Genomic DNA, 12,902 nt, shown 5'->3' on the forward strand with positions numbered 1-12,902 from the left:
AGATCGAAAGCTACAAGACTGTTACCGCTTGCACCCCGCTACAATTTCAGCCCATTCAATAGCGCCACATGCCCCCGAACACCCGCGCGGATTTCACTGAGCAAAATGTACTCGTCGGGCGTGTGCGAGCGGGCCGAATTGCCAGGGCCGACCTTCACGGTGGGAAAGGGCATCATGGCTTGATCGGAGAGGGTGGCGGAGCCAAAGGTGCGGCGTCCCAACGCCACGCCGCGCTGCACCAGTGGGTGTTCCGGCGCGATGCGCGAAGAGTTGAGGTGCGTGGAGCGCGGAGTTACTTCGGATGTTACGTGCTGGCGCACCAGTTCTACTACTTCGGCATTAGAGTACAGCTCGTTGGTGCGCACGTCTACTACGAACGTGCAACGGTCCGGTACCACGTTGTGTTGGGAGCCAGCTTGCACTTGCGTCACCGTCATCTTTACTGGCCCCAGCAAGTCTGAAACCAGCGGAAAACGGTAGTGCTGAAACCACTGAATGTCGGCCATTGCTTTGTAGAGCGCGTTTTCGCCTTCGTCGCGGGCGGCGTGGCCGGTGCGGCCGTGCGCCACGCAATCGAGCACCACGAGGCCTTTTTCGGCAATAGCCAGGTCCATCTGCGTCGGCTCGCCCACAATGCCTAAGTCAATTTTGGGCAGGAGCGGCAATAAGCGCCGAATACCATTGGCTCCCGAAATTTCTTCTTCAGCCGTGATGGCGCAGATTAGGTTGTAGGGTAGGTTTTGTTGCTCGTGAAAGTACAGAAACGTGGCTAGCAAACTCACGGCCGAAGCCCCCGCATCGTTGCTGCCCAAACCAATCAGCTTATCACCTTCCAACACGGCCCCGAACGGGTCGTAGGTCCAAGTGCTGCCAGGCTTGACGGTGTCGTGGTGGGAGTTGAGCAGGATGGTAGGTTTGACCGGGTCGAAGTGCTTGGATATGGCCCACACGTTGTTGGCGTCGCGGTGTACGTCGGCGCCGTGCTGGCGCAGGAAATGCTTGATGAGCATAGCTGTTTTGGACTCTTCCCCTGAATAGGAAGGGGTCTGAATAAGCTGCTTCAGCAAGTGAATAGCTAACATGGTCAGCTTCTCTTCTAGGACCTGCATAGAATCGTTTTTATCGGCTCATTGATTTTCAGAGCGTTTTCAATCACTACGCGCTCTACGCCGGCTTCCAGCGCGGCAAAGGCATTATCGAGCTTGGGCAGCATCCCGGCCGCAATTATTCCTTCAGCTTTCAGCTGCTGATACAGCTCCGGCGTGATGCGAGTAATGACCGAGGTTTCGTCTTGCACATCGGCCAGTACGCCATCCTTCTCGAAGCAAAAATGCAGCTCCACCGCGTAGCGCGTCGCTAAGGCGCGGGCTAGGGCACTGGCAATGGTGTCGGCGTTGGTGTTGAGAAGCTGGCCCTGGCCGTCGTGGGTGATGGCACAGCACACGGGCGTGAGGCCGGCTTCGAGCAGCGTGTACAGTAGGTCTGCATTCACGCTGTCGGTCTGCAAGTCACCCACGAAACCGTAGTCTATTTCCCGCACGGGCCGCTTCACGGCCCGAATCACGTTGCCATCAGCGCCCGATAAACCTAGTGCATTCACGCCGTTTTGCTGGAGCAGCGCCACGAGCTGCTTGTTGGTTTTGCCGGCGTAGAACATGGTTACCACGTCCAGCGTGGCCGCGTCGGTGATGCGGCGGCCCTGTATCATCCGGGGTGCAATGCCTAAATCCGCGAGCAGCTGACTGGCTCCCTTGCCGCCGCCGTGCACCAATACTTTGCGGCCCGGTACCCGCGCCAGCTCCGCGAGAAAATGCCGAAGCTGCTGCTCATCATCAAGGACACCACCGCCAATCTTGAATATTTTTAGGGATTCACTCATCGGAAACAGGAGAGGAGAAAACGGCATCAGCGACGCCAAAACCGCAATAATTAGCTGCCGCGGACTTCAGCCTCAGCACGGGCAGCCATACTGGCGGCAATATTTTTTACTGCCGAGCGGACAAAGTTTCCGAAAAAAAACATCTAGTTTTGCAACGATTTAGCGGCTTAGCTCATTTAAACCGCGTAACCAACCTCCACTGCTTCGCAGTACTGGTGCCCGTCATGATTCGTCTCTCTTCTATTGCGCTGTTGCCTCGACCCAACATGGTCGTGCGAACCATGCCAGCTTAAGCTGGCTTGCAATATTCCGTCTGCGTTTTCAAAGGTGAAACCGGCGGTGCCCGCTCTCAGAGCGGGCTAACAGATAAGAGAAAGTTAACGAACAACTGACAAACCCGAGTGTAGAACCTGCGTACGCTTCGTAGCGGCTTGGCTGTAGTGCCCCGCTATCCTGGCCTAATTGGGCTGTTCCTCCTTGCTTTTCCGGATTTGACGGTGGCCGCTGGCCTGCTGGTCGTGCCTCGCTGTTTGGAAAAGCCGCTTCTCTGGCCCGAGTTGTGTTGTTTTCAGCGTCCGTTGCCGTGGTAGCCGGCAGCTAACTTTCCTAGCCATGTTTTTACGAGTAGCCACTACTGCCGATGCGCAGTACGTGGAAACCCTGTGCCATTGGTACGCCGAATCGGCCCGTCAGCGGGGCGTTGGCATTGCTAAGCGCGACCCTAACTATCTGATCAAGAAGATGGAGCGCGGCGATGCCATCATTGCTTTCATCGACGAGCAGTTGGCCGGCTTTTGCTACATCGAGACGTTTGAAGACAACAAGTTTGTCGTCAATTCGGGGCTTATTGTGAACACCGAGCTGCGCAAGGAGGGTTTGGGCCGGGCCATCAAGCACCGCGTGTTTGAGTTGTCGCGCACGAAGTATCCGGCGGCCAAGATTTTCGGTATCACGACCAGCGCGGCCGTGATGAAAATCAACAACGAGCTAGGCTACCGGCCCGTGACCTTCCCTGAACTTACGCAATCCGACGATTTCTGGAAGGGCTGCGCGGCCTGCAAGAACTACCCCATTTTGCAGGAAAACCAGCGCAAAATGTGCCTCTGCACGGGCATGGTCTACGATAAACTCAACGACCAATTCAGCCAGCAGGCGCAAGAAACCATCGAAATTCTGAGTGAGCGGAAGTAAGGCGCTGGCCGCGCCGTAGTGCCGGCCTGGGTGCTTATTCTTTCTTGTCTCATCCCTTACTTTTCCCGTCCATTTTCCTTACATGAAAAAGGTAGTTTTAGCCTACAGCGGCGGCTTGGATACGTCGTATTGCGTCGTGTACCTGACTCGCGCGCTGGGCTTGGAAGTGCACACGGTCATCGTCAATTCGGGCGGTTTTTCTGAGCAAGAGCTGCAAGCCATCGAGCAGCGCGCTTATGAGTTGGGCTCGACCAAGCACGAAGTCATCGACGTGACCGAGCGGTTTTACCAGGATTGCCTGCGCTACCTGATCTTCGGGAACATTCTCAAGAACGACACTTACCCGCTGAGCGTGAGTGCGGAACGGATGTTTCAGTCGTTGGCGCTGGCTGAGTACGCCCGCGAGCATAAGGCCGACTACATCGCGCACGGCAGCACCGGCGCTGGCAACGACCAAGTGCGCTTCGATGTGGCTTTCTCGGTTATCGCGCCGAACACCGAAATCATCACGCCCATCCGCGACCAGAAACTCTCGCGCCAGGCGGAAATTGAGTATTTGCAAGCCAACGGCTTCGAGATGAGCTGGGAAAAGGCCAAATACTCCATCAATAAGGGCATCTGGGGCACCAGCGTGGGCGGCGTGGAAACGCTGACTTCGCACCAAGCCCTGCCCGAAACGGCGTATCCTACGCCGCTTAGCGCCACTGAGCCAACCAATATCAGCATCACTTTTGAACAGGGCGAGCCGATGGCGCTGAACGGCGAAACCCTGCCGCCCGTGCAGCTGATTCAGGCCCTGAATGAGCTAGCCGGCCAGTACGCCATCGGCCGCGACACGCACGTCGGCGACACTATTTTGGGCATTAAAGGCCGCGTGGGATTTGAGGCCCCGGCCCCGCTCATTCTGCTGAAAGCGCACCATTTGTTGGAGAAGCATACATCCTCGCGCTGGCAGCTGCTGCACAAAGACTACATCGCCAACTGGTACGGCACGCTGCTGCACGAAGCGCAATATCTCGACCCGGTGATGCGCGACATGGAAGCCTTCCTGACGTCGTCGCAGCAGCGCGTGTCGGGCACGGTGTTCGTCACGCTGAAGCCCTACCAGTTTGAGCTGCAAGGCATCGAGTCGAAATACGACATGATGCGCTCCAAAGTAGCTACATACGGTGAGGAAAACGACGCCTGGGACTCGCGCGACGCGAAAGGCTTTATCAAAATCTTCAGCAATCAGCTCCGCATTCACTCTTCCTTCAACGATGAAAATTAAGGTTGGCATTGTGGGCGGTGCCGGTTACACGGCCGGGGAGCTGGTTCGCATTTTGCTGCACCATCCGTATGCTGAGTTCGATGTCATCGTCAGCTCGTCGAATGCGGGTAATGCCGTGAGTAGCGTACACGATGACTTGGTGGGGGAGACGGACTTGGTGTTTGCATCGGAGCTAGCCGGTGATGAGGATGTGGTGTTTCTGTGTCTTGGACACGGCAATTCGCGGGCATTTCTAGAGAAAAATTCCTTGCCGGATACCACGCACGTCATCGACCTAAGCAACGACTTCCGTCTAGAAGCAGACGCCGAGTTCGGAGGCCGCGAGTTCGTGTATGGCCTGCCAGAACTCAACAAGAGCCGTATTCAGCAGGCGCAAAGTATTGCTAATCCGGGGTGCTTTGCTACGGCTATCCAGCTGGCCTTGCTGCCACTGGCGCAAGCGGGCAAGCTGACGGATGACGTGCACGTATCGGCCATTACGGGCTCGACGGGAGCGGGGCAAAGTTTGTCGGACACTACGCATTTCTCGTGGCGCACCAATAACGTCTCCATCTACAAGCCGTTCACGCACCAGCACCTCGGCGAAATAGGGGAGAGCCTGGCGCAGCTACAGCACCAGCTGGCAATAGACATTCACTTTATTCCGTATCGAGGCAATTTCTCACGCGGTATTTTCGCCAGCGTGTACACTCAAAGCGAATTGACAGCCGAAGAAGCACAAGCGCTATTCCGCACCTACTACACCGACGCGCCTTTTGTGACGGTAGCGGACCGGGAATTGCATCTGAAGCAAGTCGTGAATACCAACAAATGCCTGCTGCACGTGCAGAAGCAGGGCAAGCACTTGCTGGTCACGTCCGTCATTGATAATCTGGTGAAAGGCGCTTCGGGCCAGGCCGTGCAGAACATGAACTTGCTTTTCGGTCTGCCGGAGACGACAGGACTTCACCTCAAATCGGTGCTTTTGTAATGGCCTAGGTGCGTGGAGACCCGAGGGTTGAAAGCCTGGACTACGCAGGACACCTGACCTATCTGGCAACTCAGTCCATCTCACTTCTAATTTCTCAGCTCTCACTTCTACAACATGGAGCTTTTCAACGTTTACCCGCTTGTCGATATCACGCCGGTGAAAGCCCTTGGGGCGACGCTGTGGGATGAAGCGGGGCAGGAGTACCTCGATTTCTACGGCGGCCACGCCGTAATTTCCATCGGCCACAGCCACCCGCACTACGTGCGGCGCCTCACGGAGCAGTTGCAAAACATTGGCTTCTACTCCAACTCAGTGCAGATTCCGATTCAGGCGCAGCTGGCGCACAAGCTCGGTGAGGTTTCTGGCTACGCCGATTTCTCGCTGTTTCTGTGCAACTCCGGCGCCGAAGCCAACGAAAATGCACTGAAGCTGGCCTCGTTTCATACCGGCAAAAGCCACGTCATTGCTTTCAAAGGCGCGTTTCATGGCCGTACGTCGGGCGCCGTAGCCGCTACCGACAACCCCAAAATTGTGGCCCCTTTCAACGCCAGCCACGCTATTTCCTTCGTGGAATATGACTTAGCGGCAGTGGAGTGCGTGATGCGGGAGCAGCCAACCTGCGCGGTTATCATTGAGCCAATTCAAGGCGTGGGCGGCATCATCATGCCCTCCGATGAATTCCTGCAAGGCTTGGCCGCGCTGTGCAAACAGCATGAGGTGCTGCTCATTGCCGACGAAGTGCAGAGCGGCTACGGCCGCAGTGGTAAGTTTTTCGCACACCAGCACGCCGGCATTCGCCCCGACATTATTTCGGTGGCAAAAGGCATGGGCAACGGCTTTCCCATTGGCGGCATCTTGATTGCGCCCGAGCTGAAAGCTTCGTACGGTTTGCTAGGTACCACGTTCGGCGGCAACCACTTGGCCTGCGCCGCTGCCTTGGCAGTGCTGGAAGTCATTGAGCAGGAAAACTTGCTGGAAAATGCCCGCCAACTCGGCGACTATCTGCGCGCAGAACTAAAAGCTCATGCTGGCGCGGCAGAAATTCGAGGCCGGGGTCTGATGGTTGGCATCAAGTACGATTTCGCCATTAAAGACGTGCGCGACAAGCTGCTCGCGGAGCACCACATTTTCGTGGGCAATGCCTCCGACCCCACTGTGCTACGCCTGCTGCCGCCCCTCAACATCACCAAGGCTGAAGTTGACCAGTTTTTGCAAGCTTTGTATCAGACCTCACCCCCTAGCCCCCTATCCAAAAGAGAGGGAGAGCTAGCTTTAAAAAGCTAGCTTCTAGTCATAGCTTTGGCTTTCGAAAAATCTAAGATCTACACCTAGTGATCCACTCTACGAGAGAGGGACTAGAGGGTGAGGCTCACGACAGAACGACAATGAAGCAAGTAAAACTAATCCTCGAAGACGGTACTGAAATCGAAGGCACCTCCTTCGGCGCCTACACTTCTGTGGCGGGCGAAGTGGTGTTCAGCACGGCCATGACCGGCTACCCCGAAAACCTCACTGACCCCTCGTTTGCGGGCCAGATTCTGGTGCTCACCTACCCCATGGTGGGCAACTACGGGGTACCGGGCGAGGAACTGTACGAGTCCATTTCGAAGATTTTCGAGTCGGATAAGATTCACATTGCCGGCCTCGTAGTCAATTATTACTCCGAGGAACACAGCCACTGGAACGCCGCCAAGAGCCTCGGCGACTGGCTGGCCGAGTACAATATTCCCGGCATCTTTGGCGTCGATACCCGGCTGCTTACCAAGAAGCTGCGCGAGAAAGGTGCCATGCTGGGCAAAATTGTGGCGGAAAAAGACGTTCCGCTCCACGACCCCAACCAAGACAACTTGGTGGCGCAGGTGAGCCAGCCCGGCGTGCAGCACTACGGCACCGGCCAACACAAAATCGTACTCGTAGACTGCGGCACCAAAACCAACATCATCCGCTGCTTCCTGGAGCGCGACGTGGAGCTGATTCGCGTGCCCTGGGACTACGACTTCAACACGCTCGACTACGACGGCTTGTTCCTAAGCAACGGCCCCGGCGACCCTAAGACGTGCGAGGCCACTATCAGCCACCTCCAAACCGCCCTGCAGCAGGACAAGCCCATTTTTGGCATCTGCCTCGGCAACCAACTCATGGGCCTGGCTGCGGGCGGCGACACGTTCAAGCTGAAATACGGCCACCGCAGCCACAACCAGCCCGTGCTGCTTTCGGGTACTAAGCGTTGCTACATCACGAGCCAAAACCACGGCTTCGCGCTGGACACCACCACGCTGCCCACCGAGTGGACCATGCTGTTCGAGAACCTGAACGACGGCACCTGCGAAGGCATCAGACATAAGACCAAACCGTTTTTCTCCACGCAATTCCACCCGGAAGCTGCTGGCGGCCCGGAGGATACCGAGTACCTGTTTGATGAGTTTTTGACGGCGGTGGCGGAGTATAAGGCACAGCACTCGTAAAAAAATCAGCTTCCCAGAACGTTATGCCGTTCGTTACGCTGGTTGAAAACCAACCAAAAGCAGCTCTTTTTCGGCTAAATCTTGTAAAGCTATACAAAGACTTGTTGCAGACTAAACTAGATGAGTCCGGAGACCAAATTGATTCATTTGTCTACAATGAAGAAAGCTACATGATTTCAGTAGCTGAAGAGGATGTTAGCAAAGCTGCTCACCTTGTCTATCAAGCTCGTGAGTTTGGCATTGTTTGCCAGTTGAAGTTTCGATTTGAATAGCTACCAAGTATGAAACTCAGCAACTCGTTTAGTGGTGCTCTAAGAACCTTTGCTTATTTCATGGCAAGTGGCTCTCACTATATGCTCGAAGGAATAAACTACCTCGAACTGTATGGAGAAGAGCCCAGCGCGATAGAACAGGTTTACGCCATCTTCGCCAATGTCATCGAAATAGATGAGAATGGAAAAGTGTTGAATGCACAGTATGCACAGAGGCGCGCAACTGAGTACATCCGTTCTTACTGCGACCCAACTTTTGAGGTCGAACCTCCCTACCAAGACTGGGAACTAGAGTTGCACGAGCCACCTGGTTTACAGGATAAGATTTGACCTTGAAAGTTTGAAAATGCGGCAGCACTGTTTGCTGTTGTTCCTCTCCATACCTGTAAGAAACAATCCCATAAATCGTCTGGCACCTCTCACCTTTTGGGGAGGGGCCGGGGGAGGGGCCCACACGAATGAACAAACCCAACAAAGTCCTCATCCTCGGTTCCGGCGCCCTTAAAATTGGCGAGGCCGGCGAGTTCGATTACTCCGGTTCGCAGGCGCTGAAGGCGCTGAAGGAGGAAGGCATTCGCACCGTCCTCATCAACCCCAACATTGCCACCGTGCAAACGTCGGACGACATTGCCGACGACGTGTACTTCCTGCCCGTGACGCCCTACTTCGTGGAGGAGGTCATTAAGAAGGAGCAGCCCGACGGCATTCTGGTGGCCTTCGGCGGCCAGACGGCCCTGAACTGCGCCGTGGCCCTGTACCGCGCCGGCGTGTTCGAGAAGTACAACGTGCGCGTGCTCGGCACGCCCGTGCAGAGCATCATCGACACCGAGGACCGCGACATCTTCAAGGACAAGCTCCTGCAGATTGGCGTGCTCACGGCCCGCAGCGAAGCCGTGACCAGCATCGCGGACGCGCTGGCGGCCGGAGAGCGGATTGGCTTCCCCATCATCGTGCGCGCTGCCTTTGCGCTGGGCGGTCTGGGCAGCGGCTTCGCCAACAACCTGGACGAGCTGCGCGCCCTGGCCCAGAAAGCCTTCTCCACCTCCGACCAAATTCTGGTGGAAGAGTCGCTGAAGGGCTGGAAGGAAGTGGAGTACGAAGTGGTGCGCGACCAGTTCGACAACTGCATCACCGTCTGCAACATGGAAAACTTCGACCCCATCGGCATCCACACCGGGGAGAGCATCGTGGTGGCCCCGTCGCAGACCCTGAGCAACCGCGAGTACCACAAGCTGCGCAGCATTGGCATCAAGACCATCCGCCACCTGGGCATCGTGGGCGAGTGCAACATTCAGTACGCCCTCGACCCGTTCTCGGAGGAGTATCGTGTGATTGAGGTGAACGCGCGCCTGTCGCGCTCCTCGGCGCTGGCTTCCAAGGCCACGGGCTACCCGCTGGCCTTCGTGGCCGCTAAGCTGAGTTTGGGCTACTCGCTGGCCGAGCTGAAAAACAGCGTCACGCAGACCACTTCGGCCTTCTTCGAGCCGGCACTGGACTACTTGGTGGTGAAGCTGCCGCGCTGGGATTTGGGCAAGTTTGCGGGCGTGCAGCGCCAAATTGGCTCGGCCATGAAGAGCGTGGGCGAGGTCATGGCCATCGGCAAAACCTTCGAGGAAGCCATTCAAAAGGGCCTGCGCATGCTCGACACCGGCCGGCGTGGCTTCGTGGCCAACAAACCCGAGCCGCTGCTCGACAACGCCAGCCTCGACACGCTGCTGAGCGAGCCGAACGAGGAGCGCATCTTCGCCATCAACGAGGCCTTCGAAGCCGGCTACGACGTGGACCGCGTCTACGAGCTGACGCGCATCGACCGGTGGTTTTTGCAGCGCCTCTACGGCATCTTCCTGCTGGGCCGGCAGCTCGGCGGAAAGCGGAAGCAAGGCGGCCTTGATGCGCTGGAAACCGACCTGCTGCGCCAAGCCAAAAAATCGGGCTTTTCGGACCAGCAGCTGGCCGTGCACTTGCTGGGCCAGGCCGAGGTGAAGGCCAACGAAATGCTGGTGCGCGCCCGCCGCAAGGCCCTGGGCGTGTTGCCCGTCATCAAGCAAATCGACACGCTGGCGGCCGAGTTCCCGGCCCAGACCAACTACCTCTACCTCACCTACCACGGCACCGAAAACGACCTGGAGCCCGAAACCGACAAGTCGGTGGTGGTGCTGGGCTCGGGCGTGTACCGCATCGGCTCGTCGGTGGAGTTTGACTGGTGCGGCGTGAATGCGGCCCAGACGGTGAACGAGGAAGGCTACAAGTCCATCATCATCAACTACAACCCCGAAACCGTCTCCACCGACTACGACGTCTCGGACCGGCTCTACTTCGAGGAGCTGTCGTACGAGCGGGTCATGGACATCCTGGACTTCGAGCAGCCCAACGGCGTGATTCTAAGCACCGGCGGGCAGATTCCGAACAACATCGCCACCCGCCTGGAGCAGGCCGGCGCGCCCATCCTGGGCACCGCCGCCTCGCGCATCGACGAGGCCGAAAACCGCCACAAGTTCAGCAGCATCATGGACGAGCTGGGCATTGCCCAACCGCGCTGGAGCGAGCTGACCACCATGGAGGCCATCTACGACTTCGTGAAGGAAGTCGGCTTCCCGGTGCTGATTCGCCCCTCGTACGTGCTGTCGGGCGCGGCGATGAACGTGGTGTCCAACGTGCAGGAACTGCAGGAGTACCTGAAGCTGGCCGTCGACGTCAGCGCCGAGTACCCGGTGGTGGTGTCGGAGTTCATCCAGGATGCCAAGGAAATCGAGCTGGACGCCGTGGCCGACCGGGGCGAAATCGTGTCGTACGCCATTTCGGAGCACGTGGAGTTTGCCGGCGTGCACTCGGGTGATGCGACGATGTACTACCCGCCGCAGCGCGTGTACGTGGGCACGGTGCGCAAGCTCAAGGTCATTGCCGAGAAGATTGCCCGCCGTTTCCAGATTAGCGGGCCGTTCAACATCCAATTCTTGGAGAAAAACCGCGAAATCCGCGTCATCGAGTGCAACCTGCGCGCCTCGCGCAGCTTCCCGTTCGTGAGCAAGGTATCGGGCCACAACCTGATTAAGAAGGCCACCAAGGTGCTGCTGGGCCGCCCCGTGGAGCGCGACGCGAGCGAGCTGGTCTACGACCTGCCCTTCGTGGGCGTGAAAGCTTCGCAGTTCTCCTTCACTCGCCTGCAAGGCGCCGACCCGGTGCTGCGCGTCGACATGACGAGCACCGGCGAAGTGGGCTGCCTGGGCGACACGGCCGAGGAAGCGCTGCTGAAGGCGCTGCTGTCGGTGGGCTACCGCATTCCGGAGCGCTCGGTGCTGATTTCCAGCGGCCCACTTACCTCCAAAGTGGCCCTGCTGGACTCCGCGCGGCTGCTGGTGCAGAAGGGCTACACCCTCTACGCCACGCACGGCACGCACAGCTTCTTCGCCGAACACAACGTGCCCAGCGCCCTCGTCTACTGGCCCGACGAGCTCCAGGAGCCCAACGCCCTGACCTACCTGCGCGAGCGGAAAATCGACCTGGTCATCAACATCCCCAAGAACCTGACCAAGGGCGAGCTGGACAACGATTACAAAATCCGCCGCACGGCAGTAGACTTCAACATCCCGCTCATCACCAACGCCCGCCTGGCTAAAGCCTTCATCCAAGCCTTCTGCACGCTGAAGCTGGAGGATTTGAGCATCAAGAGCTGGAAGGAATACAAGGCCATGTAGCGCGCAGGCTCAACTTGGTACATCGTTGCCCGTCGAGTGAAAAGGTCAGTCAATTCACAACATCAAGGATATGCGAAACCAGGATCTGCCGGAAAGGTGGAAGCTTAAAATAAAGCAGTACTTGATTTCAAAAGGAAGAGGCAATGATGATACGCTGAGCCTGGAAGACTTTCCGTTGCAAGAAACTGTGAAGATTCATTTTGAAGATGACTCACAGGTTGAATTCAGGTACGCGTTTGTCATCAAAGCCCCGGAGTTTCGTGAGGTCGGCGTTTTCACTGAGCATTGCGGATATCATCTGTTTCCGTTATATGATGGTATAGAGTTGACTATCCAAACTTCTGAAAGATGAACCTTCCCGTACCGTTGTCTTCTTACAACGGCGAAGCCCTCGGTGTTGGCGCACTGGGGGCTTCAAAAAGTGGCTTGTTGAGTGAAAGAGTTTTCAGCCCTATCGTAACGGCCGCAAATCCAGGACAAAACCTGGTAAGGCCGGCTCGGCGCTCAGCGTCTGGTCGAAGCCGTTGATTTCCTCCGGCTGCTGGTCACGGCGGTAAATGGTGGCGGTTTCGTTGCCGGGGTCGAGCAGAAAGCCGATTTCTACGCCATTTTCTAGGTAAATTTCCATTTTGCGGCGCAACGGGCCGAGGCCATCAGAAGGAGAGCGAACTTCGACTACGAGCGTGGGACACACCGGCGGGAAGCGTAGCCGTTGGGCTTCGGTCAGGGCCTCATAAGCGGTTTTGGCTACCCACGATGCGTCGGGGGAGCGGATGGAGCCGTCGGGTAGCGTGAAGCCCGCCGATGACTCGAACACGTAGCCAAGCTGATGCTGGCGGTTCCACAGCCAAAGCTGTACGTATACTTCGCCGGACTTGCGGCTGGACTCGGCTCCGGCAGGGGGCATAAAAATGATTTCGTGGTCGGCGTTTCGCTCCAGGCGCAGGGTAGGGTTGTGCTGGCAGACGTCGAAAAACTCGTCGTCCGTGAGCCGGGTTAGCGGGCCATGCAGCACCACTACATTATCAAGGTCAGCGAAAGTCATAGCAGAAGTAACCTAAACTGGGTGTCATTCAAATATACCGAGTTGCTTTTTACTACGTTGGGCGCTGGCCGAGAAGTTCAGTTTCTTGTTTCTACCGTGCCGTTCCTACGGCCTG

Annotated in this window: 12 protein-coding genes; 9 read left to right on the forward strand and 3 right to left on the reverse strand. The window is 57.2% G+C overall.

The genetic code is table 11. The features are described from left to right. Positions 1-38: 38 nt before the first annotated feature. Both ACYSMN_RS12315 and argB read right to left on the reverse strand, forming a co-directional pair. Entirely contained in the window at positions 39-1,109 is a 1,071-nt protein-coding gene (locus tag ACYSMN_RS12315) for a M20 family metallo-hydrolase (protein WP_488924184.1), read from the reverse strand. Then, positions 1,097-1,879 (reverse strand): acetylglutamate kinase, encoded by a 783-nt coding sequence (gene argB, locus ACYSMN_RS12320; protein ID WP_488924185.1) that lies wholly within the window; start codon positions 1,877-1,879, stop codon positions 1,097-1,099. Before argB ends, ACYSMN_RS12315 begins: the two co-directional genes overlap by 13 nt. Before the next feature lie 612 nt (positions 1,880-2,491). On the opposite strand from argB, the gene ACYSMN_RS12325 reads away from it, so the two are divergent. The 9 genes from ACYSMN_RS12325 to ACYSMN_RS12365 all read left to right on the forward strand — a co-directional run bounded on the left by ACYSMN_RS12325 (position 2,492) and on the right by ACYSMN_RS12365 (position 12,094). Further along, positions 2,492-3,070: a GNAT family N-acetyltransferase gene (locus tag ACYSMN_RS12325; RefSeq protein WP_488924186.1), complete on the forward strand. Its 579-nt coding sequence runs from the start codon at positions 2,492-2,494 to the stop codon at positions 3,068-3,070. Between the two features lie 82 nt (positions 3,071-3,152). Further along, a complete protein-coding gene (argG, locus tag ACYSMN_RS12330) occupies positions 3,153-4,340 on the forward strand; it encodes an argininosuccinate synthase (RefSeq protein WP_488924187.1) in 1,188 nt (395 codons plus the stop codon). Continuing rightward, complete coding sequence (gene argC / locus ACYSMN_RS12335) at positions 4,330-5,310, forward strand: N-acetyl-gamma-glutamyl-phosphate reductase (protein ID WP_488924188.1); 981 nt, start codon at positions 4,330-4,332, stop codon at positions 5,308-5,310. Before argG ends, argC begins: the two co-directional genes overlap by 11 nt. A 114-nt stretch (positions 5,311-5,424) precedes the next feature. Then, positions 5,425-6,594 carry an aspartate aminotransferase family protein gene (locus tag ACYSMN_RS12340; protein ID WP_488924189.1) on the forward strand — a complete coding sequence of 390 codons (1,170 nt, stop codon included), beginning with the start codon at positions 5,425-5,427 and terminating at the stop codon, positions 6,592-6,594. Between the two features lie 101 nt (positions 6,595-6,695). After that, positions 6,696-7,775: a glutamine-hydrolyzing carbamoyl-phosphate synthase small subunit gene (gene carA, locus ACYSMN_RS12345; RefSeq protein WP_488924190.1), complete on the forward strand. Its 1,080-nt coding sequence runs from the start codon at positions 6,696-6,698 to the stop codon at positions 7,773-7,775. 23 nt (positions 7,776-7,798) lie between these two features. Next, positions 7,799-8,047, forward strand: coding sequence for a hypothetical protein (locus tag ACYSMN_RS12350; protein WP_488924191.1), 249 nt, complete (start codon positions 7,799-7,801; stop codon positions 8,045-8,047). A 9-nt stretch (positions 8,048-8,056) separates the two neighbouring features. Next, positions 8,057-8,377: a DUF7677 family protein gene (locus ACYSMN_RS12355; RefSeq protein ID WP_488924192.1), complete on the forward strand. Its 321-nt coding sequence runs from the start codon at positions 8,057-8,059 to the stop codon at positions 8,375-8,377. Between the two features lie 128 nt (positions 8,378-8,505). Then, on the forward strand, positions 8,506-11,742 hold the full coding sequence (gene carB, locus ACYSMN_RS12360) for a carbamoyl-phosphate synthase (glutamine-hydrolyzing) large subunit (RefSeq protein ID WP_488924193.1): 3,237 nt from the start codon (positions 8,506-8,508) through the stop codon (positions 11,740-11,742). Positions 11,743-11,812: 70 nt separating this feature from the next. Beyond that, entirely contained in the window at positions 11,813-12,094 is a 282-nt protein-coding gene (locus tag ACYSMN_RS12365) for a hypothetical protein (protein ID WP_488924194.1), read from the forward strand. Between the two features lie 99 nt (positions 12,095-12,193). On the opposite strand, the gene ACYSMN_RS12370 is transcribed toward ACYSMN_RS12365, so the two are convergent. Continuing rightward, positions 12,194-12,787, reverse strand: a complete 594-nt coding sequence (locus ACYSMN_RS12370; RefSeq protein WP_488924195.1) for a Uma2 family endonuclease — start codon at positions 12,785-12,787, stop codon at positions 12,194-12,196. Between the last annotated feature and the right edge of the window lie 115 nt (positions 12,788-12,902).

This window comes from Hymenobacter sp. M1-2 (assembly GCF_057808495.1).